Annotated in this window: 15 protein-coding genes; 7 read left to right on the top strand and 8 right to left on the bottom strand. The window is 67.7% G+C overall.

Features of this window, described 5'->3' with window-relative positions; translation table 11 throughout:
* Positions 1–68 precede the first annotated feature (68 nt).
* The 6 genes from HMPREF2990_RS10665 to HMPREF2990_RS10640 all read right to left on the bottom strand — a co-directional run bounded on the left by HMPREF2990_RS10665 (position 69) and on the right by HMPREF2990_RS10640 (position 5,820).
* A complete protein-coding gene (locus tag HMPREF2990_RS10665) occupies positions 69–263 on the bottom strand; it encodes a hypothetical protein (RefSeq protein ID WP_070764600.1) in 195 nt (64 codons plus the stop codon).
* Between the two features lies 1 nt (position 264).
* Positions 265–1,086, bottom strand: coding sequence for a carbohydrate ABC transporter permease (locus tag HMPREF2990_RS10660; protein ID WP_038588791.1), 822 nt, complete (start codon positions 1,084–1,086; stop codon positions 265–267).
* On the bottom strand, positions 1,083–2,069 hold the full coding sequence (locus HMPREF2990_RS10655; RefSeq protein ID WP_070764599.1) for a carbohydrate ABC transporter permease: 987 nt from the start codon (positions 2,067–2,069) through the stop codon (positions 1,083–1,085). The genes HMPREF2990_RS10660 and HMPREF2990_RS10655 overlap by 4 nt, the downstream gene beginning before the upstream one ends.
* Positions 2,070–2,158: 89 nt before the next feature.
* Positions 2,159–3,439 (bottom strand): ABC transporter substrate-binding protein, encoded by a 1,281-nt coding sequence (locus HMPREF2990_RS10650; RefSeq protein WP_070764598.1) that lies wholly within the window; start codon positions 3,437–3,439, stop codon positions 2,159–2,161.
* Between the two features lie 100 nt (positions 3,440–3,539).
* Complete coding sequence (locus HMPREF2990_RS10645) at positions 3,540–4,211, bottom strand: TIGR03089 family protein (RefSeq protein WP_070764597.1); 672 nt, start codon at positions 4,209–4,211, stop codon at positions 3,540–3,542.
* Positions 4,212–4,233: 22 nt separating this feature from the next.
* Positions 4,234–5,820 carry an LCP family protein gene (locus HMPREF2990_RS10640; protein ID WP_083317151.1) on the bottom strand — a complete coding sequence of 529 codons (1,587 nt, stop codon included), beginning with the start codon at positions 5,818–5,820 and terminating at the stop codon, positions 4,234–4,236.
* 82 nt (positions 5,821–5,902) lie between these two features.
* Here HMPREF2990_RS10640 and HMPREF2990_RS10635 point away from each other — a divergent pair, with 82 nt between their 5' ends.
* From HMPREF2990_RS10635 to HMPREF2990_RS10625, 3 genes are all read left to right on the top strand, one after another.
* On the top strand, positions 5,903–6,820 hold the full coding sequence (locus HMPREF2990_RS10635; protein ID WP_371576136.1) for a glycosyltransferase family 2 protein: 918 nt from the start codon (positions 5,903–5,905) through the stop codon (positions 6,818–6,820).
* 11 nt (positions 6,821–6,831) lie between these two features.
* Entirely contained in the window at positions 6,832–7,923 is a 1,092-nt protein-coding gene (locus tag HMPREF2990_RS10630; RefSeq protein ID WP_070764594.1) for a mannose-1-phosphate guanylyltransferase, read from the top strand.
* A gap of 276 nt (positions 7,924–8,199) precedes the next feature.
* Positions 8,200–8,499 carry a WhiB family transcriptional regulator gene (locus tag HMPREF2990_RS10625; RefSeq protein WP_038588811.1) on the top strand — a complete coding sequence of 100 codons (300 nt, stop codon included), beginning with the start codon at positions 8,200–8,202 and terminating at the stop codon, positions 8,497–8,499.
* Here the strand turns inward: HMPREF2990_RS10625 and HMPREF2990_RS10620 are convergent.
* Positions 8,496–8,969 (bottom strand): metallopeptidase family protein, encoded by a 474-nt coding sequence (locus HMPREF2990_RS10620; protein ID WP_070764593.1) that lies wholly within the window; start codon positions 8,967–8,969, stop codon positions 8,496–8,498. The two genes, HMPREF2990_RS10625 and HMPREF2990_RS10620, sit on opposite strands and share 4 nt — an antisense overlap.
* Before the next feature lie 93 nt (positions 8,970–9,062).
* On the opposite strand from HMPREF2990_RS10620, the gene HMPREF2990_RS10615 reads away from it, so the two are divergent.
* The 4 genes from HMPREF2990_RS10615 to manA are packed head-to-tail and all read left to right on the top strand — an operon-like array spanning position 9,063 to position 13,238.
* Positions 9,063–9,581 (top strand): DUF3499 domain-containing protein, encoded by a 519-nt coding sequence (locus tag HMPREF2990_RS10615; protein WP_083317160.1) that lies wholly within the window; start codon positions 9,063–9,065, stop codon positions 9,579–9,581.
* A gap of 21 nt (positions 9,582–9,602) precedes the next feature.
* A complete protein-coding gene (locus tag HMPREF2990_RS10610) occupies positions 9,603–10,976 on the top strand; it encodes a phosphomannomutase/phosphoglucomutase (protein WP_070764591.1) in 1,374 nt (457 codons plus the stop codon).
* Positions 10,977–10,987: 11 nt separating this feature from the next.
* On the top strand, positions 10,988–11,992 hold the full coding sequence (locus HMPREF2990_RS10605; RefSeq protein ID WP_070764590.1) for a hypothetical protein: 1,005 nt from the start codon (positions 10,988–10,990) through the stop codon (positions 11,990–11,992).
* A gap of 58 nt (positions 11,993–12,050) precedes the next feature.
* Positions 12,051–13,238, top strand: a complete 1,188-nt coding sequence (manA, locus tag HMPREF2990_RS10600; RefSeq protein ID WP_070764589.1) for a mannose-6-phosphate isomerase, class I — start codon at positions 12,051–12,053, stop codon at positions 13,236–13,238.
* On the opposite strand, the gene HMPREF2990_RS10595 is transcribed toward manA, so the two are convergent.
* The coding region (locus HMPREF2990_RS10595; RefSeq protein ID WP_210399983.1) for a Rib/alpha-like domain-containing protein at positions 13,235–16,266 on the bottom strand (3,032 nt) is incomplete at its 5' end. The genes manA and HMPREF2990_RS10595 overlap by 4 nt on opposite strands.

Genomic DNA, 16,266 nt, shown 5'->3' with positions numbered 1-16,266 from the left:
CGACCCCGCGCGAAGACACGCCCGGGCCGCACACATCCCGGCAACAGGACCTCCCGGATAAAAAGTACCTACGTGTCGCGCCACGCAAGCCAACGCCGCACCAGCCACCACTCGGCAAACGCGAAAGCACCGGCGAGCAGTCCCGGCCAGATGGCGGGCTCGGCGCGAAAGAGATTGACCAGGCCCTGCACTAGCGCCACCAGCGCGAAGAAGCCGACGAAGCCGATGATGGCCTGCCACACCAGGTCTTTACGCTGATCCATGCTAGCCCTTCACGCCGCCTGCGGTCAGGCCTGCGACGATGCGGCGCTGGAACACCAGCACCATGATGATCAGCGGCACCGTCACCAGCGAACCCGCCGCCATGATCGCTGCGTAGGGGTACTCGAACGCGCTCGGCCCCGAGAACCGCGCGATCGCCACGGTCACGGGCTCGGTCGCGGTGGTGGACAGCTGGCGCGCAAGCATGAACTCGTTCCATGTCGTGATGAACGCGATGATCGCGGTGGTGAAAATCGCGGGTGCGGCCAGCGGCAGTAGCACGAGGCGGAACGCCTGGCCGCGTGTTGCGCCGTCGACACGCGCGGCCTCCTCGAGCTCCCACGGCAGCTGCTGGAAGAAGGAGATGAGCGTGTAGACGGTCAGTGGCAGTGCGAACGAGATGTTGGGGATGATCATCGCGCGGTAGGTGCCGATCCAGCCAAGGTCGCCGAACAGTTGGAACAGCGGCGTGACCAGCGCGATGCCGGGGAACATCGACGCCGCCAGAATGATGCCGGTCACGATCCCTTTGCCGGGGAAGTCGAGCCGCGCGAGCGCGTACGCGGTAAACACGCCGACGAGCACGGCGAGTGCGGTGGTGGTCAGCGAGATCAGCAGCGAGTTGCCGATCGCTCCGAGGAAGTTGTTGCCCTTGTCGGTGGCGAGCGCGTCGCGGAAGTTCTCCAGCGTGACGTGCGTCGGCCACGGCGTGGTGTCGAAGGTGTGCGACTTGTCGCGCAGGGCGGTGATCAGCATCCAGTAGAAGGGGGCGAGCCCCCAGAACATGATGAAGATGACGCCTGCGTAGTGCCAGAATTTTCTCATCGCGAGCCTTTCTTGCTTTTCGACGCCCGCCTGCCCCCAACATCAGCGCCCAAGAACCGAATCATGACGAAGGCGACCGTGAAGATGAGCAGGAAGATCAGCGTGGACAGGGCGGAGGCGCTGTTGAAGTTGCCTTGGCGCATGTCCTCGACAACCAGCTGGGAGATCGTGGCGGTCGGCGAGTTGGAGGAGCCCGAGATCATGATGACGGGCAGGTCGTACATGCGCAGCGCATCGAGAGTGCGGAAGAGCACGGCGACCATGAGCGCTGGGCGCACCAGCGGCAGGGTGATGCGGGTGAACGACTGGAAGGCGGAGGCACCGTCGACACGCGCGGCCTCGTAGACGTCCTTGGGGATCATCTGCAGTCCGGCGAGGATGAGCAGCGCCATAAACGGCGTCGTCTTCCACACGTCGGCGACGATGACGGCGGCGCGCGCGGCGGTGGGGTCGGTCGTCCACGCGATATTGGTGCCGAGCAGCGAATTGACGATGCCCGCAGGCGCGAACATGAACTGCCACAGCTTCGCCGTCACCGCGGTCGGGATGGCCCACGGGATGAGCACGGCAGCGCGGATGAGCGCGCGGCCTTTCGACGGGTGGTTCATAATCAGCGCCATCACCATGCCGAGCACCGTCTCCAAAAGGACGGTGACCACGGTGAAGAACAGCGTGATGCGCACAGCCGGCCAGAAGTCGGTGGCGAGCACGCCGGGCGGGCAGGAGCCGACCTCGCCGGAGGCGGTCATGCAGCGGTTGGTCAGCCAGTACAGGTAGTGCTCGACGCCGGCGAAGCCGCCCTCGGTGAACACGCCGGTGGTCGGGTCGAGCTTTTTGTCTGCCTGGAAGGACAGCCAGATGGCGCGCAGGATCGGGTAGCCGATGACGACGGCCAGCACGGCCAGCGCCGGCGTGACGAGCAGCGCGGCTTTGCGCGTGTCGCCGCGCGGTTTTCGCGCGCGGGTGGGGGAAGCGGTAGTCATGAGCCACACTCCAGTTCTGTTTCGGGCCTACACGGGCAAAACGCCCGCGACCGTAGTGTAAACGGTGGCGGGCGTGAAGTAGCGAGCTACTAGGAGGCCTGCTTGATGGCAGAGGCCATGTCCTTCGTCGCGTCGTCGACGCTCTTGCCGGAGGTCAGCGCCGCGTAGGCGTTGTCCTGGATGGCCTTAGAGATCGCAGGGTAGAACGGGGAAACCGGGCGCGGCTTCGCGTTCTCCAGGGACTCCTTCAGGGCCGGGAGGTACGGGTGCTTCTCGACGAGCGCCTCGTCGTCGTAAATCGACGCGAGCACCGGCGGGAAGGAGTTCTCCGCCAGGGAGAGCTGGTTCTCCTCGTTGATGATGAACTTCATGAAGTCCAGGGCGGTCGCCTTGTGCTTCGAGTTCACGTTGATGCCGTTGTTGTAGCCGCCGAGGGTGGACACGCCGACGCCGTCCTTGCCGACGAGCGGCTGCACCTCGAAGTTCAGGCCCGCCTCCTCGGCGTTGGCGTACATGTACGGCCAGTTAATCGCCAGTGCGGTCTTGCCCTCGGTGAACGCGAGGTTGGTCTCCTCCTCCGTCGCGGCGGTGGAGGACTGGGCGATGGTGCCGTCCGCGTAGGCGTCGACAAGCGCCTGGAGGCCCGCCTTGGCCTCGTCGGACTCGACGGTGGGCTCGCCAGACTCGTCGATGACGTCGCCGCCCCAGCCGTTGATGAAGCCGAGCGTGTTGACGGTCAGGCCCTCGTACTGCTTGAGCTGGGTGGTCAGGCAGTCGGTGTCGCCCTCGACGGCCTCGCAGGCGCTGCGGATGTCGTCGAAGGTGTCCGGCGCTTCCTCGATGATGTCGGCGTTGCGGAAGAGCAGCTGGCCGTTGGTGTTCTGCGGCAGGGCGACGAGCTTGCCGCCGTAGGTCGCCGAATCCACCGTGGACTGCAGCAGGCCGGAGGTGTCGACCTCGTAATCGCCCTCGAGCGGCTCGAGCCACTGGTTGGCGGCGAAGTCGGCGGTCCAGACCACGTCGAGCGCCATGACGTCGTAATCGTCGTTGCCCGCCTGCAGCGACTGCACGAGCGTGTCGCGCTGGTCGTCCGCCTCGCCGGCGAGCTCTTTGAGCGTGACCTCCTCGTCCGGGTGCTCGGCGTTCCACTTCTCGATGATCGGGATGAGCTTGTCCGTGTCGTTGCGGCCCATCGCGAAGGTGATCGGGCCGCGGCCCTCGCCCTCGGCGGCGGTGTCGCCGGACTCTGCGGCGGTGGAATCAGTCTCGGTGGACTCGGTGGAGTCGCTCGAGCAGGCGGCGAGCGACGCGCCGACCAGTGCGATCGCGCACAGCGCGGCACCAGTCTTGCGGGAAGCGGTGAAGTGCATACGGAAACCTTTCGTAGTTACTGGTTTCCCACAATGTATAAGCCATACCCGTATCGCGTACGCGGATTTCCGGTTTTGCCCACCAACGGGGGTAAGTGAATTACTCTTCGCCGAGGAGGTGGTCGACTTTCTCGATGCGCATGATTTCGGCGCGCCTGTCTGCGGAAATAGGCCCGGCCGAGGCGCAGACGGAGCCGCCTGCGGCGAGCGGGGCGAGCACGAAGGCGCGGAACTCGGCGGCGGTGCGCCAGCCGGGCACCCAGTGCCGGTGCGGCCCCAAGCCAGGGGTGGCGAAGTCAGCCAGCTCGGGGGAGGCGCCGAAGTACTGGTCGCCGTAGAAGCGCACGGTGGGGCCGAAGTCGACGGTGCCGAACGGCAGCTCGCCGCCGGCTTCGACCACGCCGCGGCCGAAGGGGTCGTCGGAGACCACGACGCAGTCCGGCACCTCGGCCCAGTGCGCGGCATTCTTGACGGTGGTGAAGATGGTGGTTGGCGTGGCGTCGGCAAGCAGCTCGGGCGCGAAGCGCACGGTGCGGCCGGAGTTGTACGCGCCGAGCGCGATGACGGCCGACTGCCACGAAGTCGGCAGGTCGATGGCGATCGACGCGTCGGCGTCCAGCTCGAATTCCTCGTTGAGCAAGTTGGCGACCTTGCTGGCCCAGTTGTCCAAGGTCTGGGCCGAGAACTCCATGCGCGCGCCGCGGGCGTCGTCGTAGACGGTCAGGCGCGGGCTGGCGGGGTCAGTGCGAAGAAGCGGCGAGAGCATGCTCATGCCCGCCGATCATACGCGGAGGCTAGTTCACGCAGCGGGGGCCGTCGCCGCCCGCGTCGATCTCCGGGCCGGTCTCCGCCGCGCCGAAGTCTTCGCCCGGTGTGCCCACCGGTGTATCCGAGCTCGCCTCCTCGCGCTCCTCGGGGCTCAGCAGGGCGGGGCCGGCGTAGTCGGCGGCGATGACCACGATGAGGCTGCCCGCGTCCACGTTCGCGTTCGACGTCACGGGGATGCCGCCGAGGCGCTCGGCGAGCTCCTTGGCAGCCGGGTCCTCCGGGTTGGCGGCGACGATCTGGCTCTCCCAATACACGCCGTCCATGGCGTTGGAGACGTCGGCGACGCGCATGCCCTCGTCGGTGAGGTAGTCGCCGACCGCGCCGGCCTGGCCGGTGCCCGCGCCCGCGTTGAGGATGTAGAGGCTCAAGTTCTCAAACCCGGCTGCGGTGCCCTCATGGCTGTGCTCTTCAGTCTCGCTGGCCGGCGTTTCCTCCTCGGGCTCGACGACTTTCTCCATGAAGCGCTGCACCTGGCCGGGGTCGACGGTGACGATGGACTCGCCGTAGTCGCCCACGCCGTTTACCGACGTCACCGGGATCGTCGTGAACGTGACGTTGCCACCGCCCAGGCCCGACATCTGCTGCGCGAAGCGCACGACGTCCCAGCCACGGTCCAGGGTGACGGAGCGCTCTGCCGCGTTCGACAGCTCGCGCAGGGTCGCCGGGTTGGTCAGAGTGCCGGCCGACAGGATCTTCTGCACCAGGGACGCCATGTACGCCTGCTGGCGCACGATGCGGTCCAGGTCGCCGCGCGGCAGGTCGTGGCGCTGGCGCACGAACGACAGCGCCTGCGTGCCGTCGAGGGTTTGCTCACCAGCGGGGAAGTTCGCGCCGGAGAGCGGCTCGTTGACGGCGGCGTTGAGGCAGACGTCGACGCCGCCGACGGCGTCGGTAAGCAGCACGAAGCCCAACAGGCCGACCTGTGCGAAGTGGTCGACCTCCACGCCGGTGAGGTCCGCCACCGCGTCGATGAGCCCCTCCTGGCCCGCGCGCGCGACTTGCTGTTCGAGCTGGGCGTCCTCGGTGGCGCCGTCGGCAAGCAACTGCTCGCGCTTCTCGCCCGCGTGCGCCGCGTAGACGCCGTTGATCTTCATGTTGCCGTAGTCATCCGTGTGGATGTAGGTGTCGCGCGGGATCGAGATGGCGGTCGCGCGCGAGCCGTCCTCGGGCACGCGCACGATCATGATGGTGTCCGTGTTGATCTCGCCGTCGGCCTCGCCCGCGTTCAGGCGCGCAAGCTCGTCTTCAGACAGCGGATTGCCCTGCGCGTCCGTGCGCGAGTCGGAGCCGACGAGCAGGATGTCGACCGCCCCGTCGAGCACCTCCTCCTTCTTGCTCTTCTTGCCGCCGATGTTCAGCTCGGAGGCGGACAGCTGGCTGTCGAGCTGGCCGATGGTGAAGTAGCCCACGCCGGAAAGCACCAGCGCAGCGGCGGAGGCGGCCGCAAGCACCCCCTTGACCACGGGGTGGCCCGACTGCTTCAGATCCCTCGCACGGGAGGGGGCTGGCTGGATGTCTCGGGCGCGCCTGGGGTTGTCATTCACGGGCAGCATTATACGGCATGGCGCCCGTTTTACCCGCGCGCCTCCGTGCGCCGTACCCGGGTTTCGGCGCGGCAGTCGGTATGCTGAGCGCATTGTGAGAAACGACGAAGGAAGACGCCAACCAGCTTTGGCCGTGGTCACGGTGACGTTTTCGCCGGGCGAGCATTTGGCGCAGCTTGTGGGCTCGCTGGAGCAGGCGACCGGCCGCGACGTGGTGCTGGTGTGCGCGGACAACGGCTCGACCGACGGCGCGCCCCAGGCTGCCGCCGAGCGTTTTGCGCACGTCGAGTTTCTCCCCACCGGCGGCAACATCGGCTACGGCGCGGCGATCAATGCGGCGGCGCGCGCGCTGGGTCCGCGACGGGCGAGCGGGGAGATCGACCCGGAGGCGTTCCTGGTGGTCAACCCGGATGTGCAGTTCCAGCCGGGCAGCGTCGATGAGCTGCTGCGCTGCCTGCGCGCGACGCCGCGCGCGGGTGCGGTCGGCCCGCGGATCGAGGAGGCGGACGGCTCGGCGTACCCCAGCGCCCGCCAGGTGCCGGGGCTTGCGGTGGGCATCGGGCATGCCCTGCTTTTCGACGTCTGGCCGTCCAACCCCTTCAGCGCCACCTACATGGCCGGGGCGGATATGGATGTGCAGCGCGAGGCGGGCTGGCTTTCCGGCGCGTGCCTGCTGGTTCGCTGGGAGGCTTTCGATGAGATCGGCGGCTTCGACGAGCGCTACTTCATGTACTTGGAGGACATTGACTTCGGCGATCGGTTGACGCGGGCAGGGGGGAGTAATTTGTACTGCCCGTCGTCGATAATTTTGCACGACCAGGGGCACGTGGCGCACAAGCACCGGCGGGTCACCGTGCCGGCGCACCATGTGTCGGCGTACAGGTTCCAGCGGGATCGGCACCCGAGGTGGTGGCAGGCGCCGCTGCGGTGGTGCTTGTGGCTGGGGTTGCAACTGCGAAGCGCGCTGCAGTTGCGCTCGCGTGCGGCACAGAAAACGGAAGCGAAGTAAGAGGTACAACCATGGAACACGTTGAAGCGCACCCGGAGAATACGGACGCGGTCATCCTGGTTGGTGGTCGCGGGACGCGCCTGCGCCCGCTGACGGTCAACACGCCGAAGCCGATGCTGCCGACGGCCGGTTACCCGTTCTTGAGCCACCTGCTGGCGCGGATCAAGGCGGCAGGCATGCGGCACGTGGTGCTGGGCACCTCGTACAAGGCGGAAGTGTTTGAGGAGTACTTCGGTAACGGAGCGGACTTCGGGCTGGAGATCGAGTACGTCGTGGAGGAAGAAGCACTGGGCACCGGTGGCGCGATCCGCAACGTGGCGGACAAGCTGCGCTACGACAACGCGATGGTGTTCAACGGTGACGTGCTCTCGGGCGCAGACTTGAGCGCGATTCTGGCGACGCACGCACAGCACAATGCGGACGTCACGCTGCACCTGGTGCGCGTGCCGGACCCGCGCGCGTTCGGCTCGGTGCCGACGGACGCGGACGGCAACGTCGAGGCGTTCTTGGAGAAGACGGAGGACCCGCCGACCGATCAGATCAACGCGGGTTGCTACGTGTTCAAGCGCGAGGTGATCGATCAGATTCCGGCTGGTCGCGTGGTGTCGGTGGAGCGCGAGGTCTTCCCGGGCTTGCTTGCCGACGGCGCGAAAGTGGTCGGCCACGTCGACTCCTCCTACTGGCGCGACATGGGTCGCCCGGACGACTTCGTGGAAGGCTCCTCTGATTTGGTGCGCGGGATCGCGTACTCGCCGCTGCTGGAGGGGCGCACGGGCGAGTCGTTCGTGGACGAGTCTGCCGGGGTGGCCGGCGGCGTGATCCTGATCGGTGGCACGGCCGTGGGGCGCGGCACGGAGATTGGTGCGGGCTCGCGCATCGACGCCTCCGTGGTCTTCGACGGGGTGACGATCGAGCCGGGCGCGGTGGTGCGCAATTCGATTGTCGCCTCCGGGGCGCGGATTGGTGCGAACGCGCGGATCGTGGACTGTGTGATCGGTGAGGGTGTGCAGGTTGGCGCGCGCTGCGAGCTGCAAGCGGGCATGCGTCTGTGGCCCGGGGTGAACATTCCGGATTCCGGCATTCGCTTCTCGCCCGACGCTTAAAGGCGGGGGAGCGACACGCGGTTTTGCGCAATTAGTTACCCGCGGGCGGGGTGCCTACCATATGTAGTACCCCCGCGAATCACCCCCGGCACGTCGGCTATGTGACGAATGTGACTGGAGTGGCGAACGACGTGGGCAATGCGAAGAAGTCGCCCACGAGTTGCCGGATTATGTTGCGGCTATTTAGTGCTTCGGTGTGTAATCGCTTGTGTAATCACATCGACGTGAGTTGATGAGCACGCTACAGGTACGACAACAACGGAAGGAGGGGGAGGCGTGGAAAATAAGGCAAATAACGCCAACGTCCGTGGCGCGACCGCGGACGGCATGACCCTCGAGGAGTTGTTTGGCGCTGTCGAGAAGGAGTGGCAGGACCAAGCGCTGTGCGCGCAGACTGATCCGGACGCATTCTTCCCGGACAAGGGCGGATCTACCAGGGAGGCCAAGCGCATCTGTAAGGCCTGCGCCGTGCGCGACGAGTGCCTGGAATACGCGCTGGAGCACGACGAACGCTTCGGCATCTGGGGCGGGCTCTCTGACCGAGAGCGCCGCCGTTTGAAGAAGCAGATCGGCTAGAACGGAAACGCGTCGTCGATATCGCGCGGATCCAAGTTGAGATAGTTTGCTACAAGAGCAGTCAGGACCCAGTTCAGAAGTTCTGACTGCTCTTGTGCTGTCTTGGCCCGGCGCTCGATGGGGCGGCGGAAGACGACCAGTCGGGGGCGGGTCGGGGCCCCGTGGCGGTCTACGCCGGCGGGCAGGACGCGGCCGAGGGGGACGGGCCCTTCGGCGACCACCTCGTCGGGAAGCATGCTCATGTCGGCGCGCAGCCGCATCCGCGGAATGGTGTCGACGGCGAGGTCTACCCCGGCCAGCTGCTCCGCGTACGCGTTGTGCAGCGGCGCATAGGTCTCCAGCACGAGCTGGTCGAAGGCGCTCGAGCGCGTGCGGTAGCGCGGCACGCCCACAGGCAGCAGCGGGCCCTGCGGGCCGCGGCCGTGGCGGTCGCGGGCGGTGCGCAGGTGCAGCGGGGAAGAACCTCTCATAGGCCCACATCCTAGGGGCGCGCGGCGCGGTTTCGGAGGGGCGCGCCGCGTTGCACTTCACAAACCTCAAGGAGGGGTTTAGACTTGGGCGGCGTGAATACATTCCGTCGTTGCTGTCGTCCTGGTTGCGGTCGCCCCGCCGTGGCCACCCTGATCTATGCCTACGCGGAATCTACAGCCGTGATCGGCCCGCTCGCCGTGGAGAAGGACCCGCACGCCTGGGACCTGTGCGAGAAGCACTCCGCGCACATCACCGCGCCGGTGGGGTGGGACATGGTGCGCGTTGAGCAGGTTGACATCGAGGAAGACACTGAGCACGACGAGCCGGAGGAGGGGAACTTTGACGACCTGGACGAGTCCGAACTCACCGCGCTTGCGGAGGCGGTGCGCGAGGCAGGCCGCGTGACCACCGGCCTGGTCGACACGTCCGCCGACCCGATCGAGTACTCCGCGTCCCACGACTTCAACGACCCGGCCACCTCGAACCACCCGGTGCACCGCACGAAGCGGATCGAGGCGCACGTCGCGGCGCACAAGGCGCAGCGCCGCGCCCACTTGCGCGTGGTGCCGGACACTGCGCCGGATACAGCGTCGGATACTGGGCAGGAGTAGCCTGCGCGTAGACTATCGCGCATGGCAATTGCACATACGGAAGCTTCTCTGAAGAACGTCATCAAGGCGTACGACGTCCGCGGCGTGGTCGGCGAGACGATCGACGCCGACTTCGTCCGCACCGTCGGCGCCGCCTTCGCCCACATCCTGCGCGGCGAGGGGGAGACCACGATCGCGGTGGGCTACGACATGCGCCCGTCGTCGCCGGAGCTTGCGCAGGCCTTCGCTGAAGGGGCGAGCGAGCAGGGCCTCGACGTGCTCGCGCTCGGCCTGACCAGCACGGACGAGCTCTACTTCGCCGCCGGCACGCTGAACTGCGCGGGCGCGATGTTCACCGCTTCCCACAACCCGGCCAAGTACAACGGCATCAAGCTGTGCCGCGCGGGCGCGACCCCGGTCTCCACGGACACCGGCCTCGCCGAGATCGCCCGCATGCTTCTCGACGGCGTCCCGGCCACCGACGCCACCCCCGGCACCATCACCGAGAAGGACGTGCTCGACGACTACGCGGCCTTCCTGCGCTCGCTTGTCGACGTCCCCACGCGCCGCCCTCTCGTCGTCGCCGTCGACGCCGCCAACGGCATGGCCGGGCTGACCGTACCCGCGGTGCTCGGCGACATGGATATCCGCCCGCTCTACTTCGAGCTCGACGGCACCTTCCCCAACCACGAGGCGAACCCGCTCGACCCGAAGAACCTGGTGGACCTGCAGAAGTTCACCGTTGAGCAGGGCGCGGACATCGGCCTGGCTTTCGACGGGGATGCGGATCGTTGTTTTGTGGTGGATGAGCGTGGGGAGCCGGTGAGTGCGTCGTCGATAAGCGCACTGATCGCGCGACGCACACTTGCGACGCACCCGGGTGCGACGATTATCCACAACCTGATTACCTCGCAGGCGGTGCCGGAGATCATCGCTGAGCACGGCGGTACCCCGGTGCGCACGCGCGTCGGGCACTCCTACATCAAGGCCGAGATGGCGCGCACGGGCGCGGTTTTTGGCGGCGAGCACTCCGCGCACTACTACTTCGCCGACTTCTTCAACGCCGACTCGGGCCTGGTCGCGGCGCTGCACGTACTCGCGGCGCTTGCGGAACAGGACGCGCCGCTGAGCGAGCTGATGGCCGAGTACAACCGGTATGCGGCCTCCGGCGAGATCAACTCCGAGGTGGCGGACCAGGACGCGACGACCCAGCGCGTCATCGACGCGTTTGCGGACCGCACCGAAAAGCTCGACCGGCTCGACGGGGTAACCGTGTGGCTGAACGGCACCAAGGCGTGGTTCAACGTGCGCGCCTCCAACACGGAGCCGCTGCTGCGCCTGAACGTTGAGGCGGAAACGGTGGGAGAAGTTGAGGAGTTAGTCGAGGAGATCCTGGGAATCATCCGCGCTGCGTAAGATTGCGGGGTATGAGCGACTACTACGAGGGTGCCGGCCACTACGACCGCGAGACCGTCCGTTTCTTCGACATCGCCCACGAGGGCGCGCAGGTCAGGGCGATTATCGACGCCATCGAGCCCCTCGCCAATCTCCACGGTCTCAACCCCCGCAGCCTGGTCGTGCTGGCAACCGACCAGATCGCGCGCGCTGCCGCCCGGGCAGTAACGCAGGTCCGCGAGCCGCTGCCGCTGCCGGTGGTCGTCACTGACACGCTGCCGGGGTACGTGGGCGCGCTCGATGTGGTCGTGGTGGTCGGCGATGCGGCTGACCGCGAGGCCGACCTGCGCGCGCTGACGACTGCCGCCCAGCGCGGTGCTGAAACGGTGCTGGCAGGGCCCGCGCGCGGCCCGATCGTGGACGAGGCGCCGCGCTCGACTGTGGTCGTGCCCGCCCTGCCGACGGCGATGGGTCCCTCGCCCGCGCGCACGATCGCGGTGGTTGCCGCGGTGCTCGACGTGCTCACCGCGCGCGATCTGGACGTCGAAGCGGTTGCCCAGCGCTACCGGGTGTTCGCGGACGAGCTCGACGCCGAGCTGACCGCGGTCTCGCCGGAGCGCGACGAGGACGTCAACGCAGCCCGCCAGCTGCGCGCCTTCATCCGGGACGCGCGCGTGGTCCACACAGGGGTGACGCGCCATGGGGAGGCGCTCGCGGAACTCGTGGCGACGCTGTGGTCGTGCCGCGGGCTGGCCAGCGGCGTCGTTAGTGCGTCTGAGCTGCCGCAAGCCCTCGAATTGGCCCGCGGCTCGCGTGCGGCCACCGATGACCTCTTCCACGATCCATTCCTTGATGGGCCGGTGGAACTGGTACCCTTGAAGGTCGTTTGCTGGGCGCAGCCGGACGCCAACGCGTTGGCCGGGCCCAATACGCGCGCCGAAACCGTCGCCTCGCAGGAATTGGGCGAGGCTGCCGCGGCGCTGCGACTGCTGGCGCGCGCGTACGCCGTGACCGCGCTCGACGACCCGGCGCTCTAGGCCGTTAGGCGCTGTGCGCCGAGAAGAGAACAACGACAGAAACGAGGCACGACCACCGATGGAGCACCTCAAGGGCGCCCTGCGTACCTACACCTGGGGCTCGCGCACGCTGCTTGCAGACCTGCGCGGCACCGCCTCGCCCGCACCCACCCCGGAGGCGGAGCTGTGGTTCGGCGCGCACCCGGCCGCCCCGTCGACTATCGACGGCCGCGGTCTCGACGAGCTCATTGCTGCCGATCCGCGCGGGGCGCTGGGGGAGCGTGTCGTCGAGAAATTCGGCGAGCAGCTGCCGTTTTTGGTCAAGCTGCTGGCGGCCGGGGCCCCGCTGTCCCTGCAGGCACACCCGTCGAAGGAGCAGGCGCTCGCCGGTTTCCAGCGGGAGGAAGACGGCGGGCTGGACCTGCACGACCCGCGGCGCAACTACAAGGACCCGAACCATAAGCCCGAACTGATCGTGGCGCTGACTCCCTTCCAGGCGCTGGCGGGCTTCCGCCCCTTTTCGCGCACTGCGGAGCTACTCGCGGTGCTCGACGCCCCGGGGCTCAACCGCTACACCGCGATGGTGGACCCGGCGGACGAAGAGGCGAGCCTGCGCGCGCTGTTCACCACGCTGATTTCGCTGCCACGCAAGGCGGCGGTGGCGCTCGTGGAAGAAGTCGAGCAGCGGGCCCGCGAGGTCGTGCAGGGCGAGCTCGAGGAGTGGATGCGCGAGGTGCTCACCATGTACCTCGAGCTGGTCGAGGCCTACCCGGGCGACATTGGCGCGCTGGCGGCGCTGCTGCTCAACTACTTCAACCTGCATCCCGGCGAGGCGCTCTACCTGGACGCCGGGCAGCTGCACGCCTACCAGCACGGGCTGGGCGTGGAGATCATGGCGAACTCGGACAACGTGCTGCGCGGCGGCCTGACCTCCAAGCACGTTGATGTGCCGGAGCTGGTGCGGGTGCTGAAGTTTCACGCGCTGACGTCGCCGCGTCCGGAGACGTCGACAAGCGAGACCGGCGAGGAATTCATCCTGCCGATCGAGGACTTCCGGCTCGGCCGCCACCGGCTCGCGGGCGAGGCGACGCTGAAGGTGAACACCGACGGGCCCGCGATCGTGCTGTGCACGGCAGGCGAGGCCATCGGTAGCGGTCAGTGCATCCTGCGCCCCGGCGAGGCCGTGTGGATCCCCGCGAGCGACCCGCGGCCCGAGTTCCGCGCCCGGGAGGGCGGGCAGGCGGAACTGTTCTACGCCAGCGTCTAGCGGTCCGAGCTGCCGGGCTCGGCGGGGGTGCAAGCGTCGTAAATGATGACGCCCGCGGTGATCCCCGCCGCGACGAGCGCGAGCCCCGCCGCCACGCTAGCCAGATTCAGCCGTGCCTTGCGCAGCTGCGCGTTGATCTCGGACGCCTGCTTAGCCAGCGCAGGGTTGAGAATGCCCAACTGCTGCTGCAGTTGCGCGTTCGCGTCCTCCAGCTGGCGGGCGATCTGGTCGGCCACATCGCTTAGGCCCGGGATCGCGGTCTGGGTGGCGATGCCGAGCGGGATCAGCGCGAGCAGCGGCACGCCGAAGCCCACGCCCGCGGCTAGGCAGCGGCTGTAGTCGAGCTGCGGGGCGGCACCGGCCTTCGGGGAGATCGGGATGGTGACGGAATCCACCAGGTCGCCCACCCTGTCCTTGACGTTCGCGGTGACTTTCTCGCCCGGGATGGCCCGCTCCTCGACGACGATGATGAGGTTGCCGCCGTCGTCGATGCTGCCGTCGGCAGGGCCGTCGACGTCGACGATCAGATCCTCGGGCGCGAAGCCGCCGCGGTTGGGCAGGCTGATGCGACCGCCTGGGATGAGCGGGCCGTCGTCAGGCGTGAAGTCCCAGCTCGGCTTGGCTGAGTCGTGGACGAACGGGTTGGAGCCGTTGAAGGCCTCCTGGGCGTTGGTGATCCCGTCGCCGTCGGCGTCGCCGGCGGGCGAGAGCAGCGAGATCTCGGACTGGTCGAACATCTCGAAGGTGACGCTGGCAATGTAGCCCGAGCCGTCGGGGTAGGCGAAGCGCACGTCCGCCTCGGGCGTGAGGGTTGGCCGCAGCGCGGCGACGAGCTTGTCCCAATCGCGCTTCTCCGCGTTGCCGAGCGTGGCGTACTGCGCGGCCAGGTCGGCGATGCTGGGCGCCTGGGCGTGGACGACCGCGTCGTCGTCGGTGCTGAAGGTCCAGCCCGGCGCATCGTCCGGGAAGTCCCCGCTGACCTCGGTGCCCTCCGGCATCTGCTTGTCGCCGTAGGGGTTCGGCGAGGCGGCCTTGCGGCTCGGCTTGATGCGCACGGTGTCCTTGCCGTAGGAGGGGATGTGCTTCTGCGTCGGCGAGCGCAGGTCCTCCTTCACCGTCACCCGGGCCGCGCCGAGGTACTTGCCCTCGGCGTTCTTGATGGTCACGGTGATGGCGGTGCCGGGCTCAGCGTCCTCGTCTGCGGTGATGCGCAGGTCGCCGCTCTGGTCAAGCGTTGCGGTCGCCGGGCCTTCCACCGTGACGGTGGCACCGGGGGCGGGGATGCCGCCGGTGTTCGGCACGGTGACGGACTCGCCGGCGTAGACCTCGTTGGCGCGGCTGGTGTCCCACTTCGCGGGTGCTTCGGGGACGACTTCCGGGTCGAAGGGGTTGGAGCGGTGCTCGACTTCCTTGCGGTTGCCGTGCGTGTCGCCGTCGGCGTCGCCGTCCGGGTCGAGCAGGGGGCGCTCGTCTTGCGCGTTGAGCTCGAAGACGATGCTTTCGGAGTCCACCGAGTCGTCCTCGTAGATAAAGTCCACGTACACCTCGGGCTTGGCCACCGAGTGCAGCACCGTTTCGATGGTGTCCCAGTCGACGTCGGTGCCCTGGGTGAGGCGGGCGTAGTGCTGCGCCAGCTCATCGACGCTCGGCGCAGTCGCCGTAATCACCCCGTCGCTATCGATCTCGAAGGTCCAGCCGACGGCATCCGCCGGGGTCTTGAGCACGGCCGCCTTGAGTTTGTCCGGGGCCGGGCCGTCGAAGGGCTGGTTGCTCGCGACCTGCGCCTCGTTGTCGACGGTGATCGGCGAGTCGTACTTCGGACGGTACAGGCTGGCGTCGGAGGGACGCTCGTGCACGGTGACCGTGGTCGCCACGACATCGCTGGTGCCGTCGGCGTAGGTGACCTTGATGCTCGGGCGGTAGGTGCCGACCGTGTTCGTATCCGGGGTTTCGTTGGCGACGAACTCGATTGCTTCGGCCTGGAGCTCCTCCGGGTTGGTGATCGCGTCGCGGGGGTCGAGCTCGTCGCCCACAGTGATGCTGAGGTTGCGCGTGGTGGGCTCGTTGACCTGGTTGAGCGGGCGCGGCTTGACGACGATCACGGTGTCCACCTCATCGGTCGAGCCGTCCGGGTAGGTCACTACGATGGTGACGGCCTTCTCACCCGCGATGGTTGCCTGCGGGGCCTCGCCCTGCTCATCGGCGGCGAAGTCCGCGGTCGTGCCGCTCGGCAGTGCGCCAAGGTTGGTGATCAGGAAGCGCGCCAGACGCGCGTCCAGCGTGGTGCCGACTGTGACGCTGTGGCCTTCGCGTGCCTTTGGTGTGTGCATCTCCGCCAGCGTGCTGACGGGGATCTCGCGGGTGAGAGACGTGTCGCCGAGCGAGTGGTCGCTGACGGTGAGCGTGATGGTGCCCCTGGCGTTGGTGCCTGGGGTGAGCGAGATGTTGCCGTCGGTGTCGACGGTGATATCGCCTGCGGGGATCGTCCCGCTGTCGCCCTTGCCGTCCTCCCACGTCGCGCTGATGGTCGGCTGCTTGCCGCCGGTGACGCGCAGGCCGGTCGGCTGCGAGCGCTTGGTCGGGTTGAGCTTGGCGGCCCTGCCGGTCACGGTGGTTGTGGTGCCGAGCGTGACGCGCTTGGTCACTTCGCCAAGGCTGGGGTCGGTCACGGTGACAGTGATGGGACCTGTCACGTCGGCGGCGGGATCGAGGAGGACCTCGTGGGCGTCGTTCAGCGTGAAGGTGACGTTGTTGCCGTTGGCGTCCTTAGCGGTGACCTTGGTCAGGCTCTCGTGGTATTGGCCGATGGTAATGCCGGTGGCCTGCTTGCCGCGGCCCGGGTAGACGGTAGTTTTCGGGTCGCTGACCGTGGTTGTGGTGCCGAGCGTGACGCGCTTGGTCACTTCGCCAAGGCTGGGGTCGGTCACGGTGACAGTGATGGGACCTGTCGCGCCTGCGGCGGGGTCGAGGAGGACCTCGTGGGCGTCATTGAGCGTACCGGTGACGTTGTTGCCGTTGGCGTCTTTGG

Origin of the sequence: Corynebacterium sp. HMSC071B10 (assembly GCF_001814825.1) — a bacterium.
In the GTDB taxonomy this organism is placed as follows: Bacteria; Actinomycetota; Actinomycetes; order Mycobacteriales; family Mycobacteriaceae; genus Corynebacterium.
The sequence above is the reverse complement of the archived record's forward strand: the minus strand, read 5'-3'. Positions and strand labels throughout refer to the sequence as shown.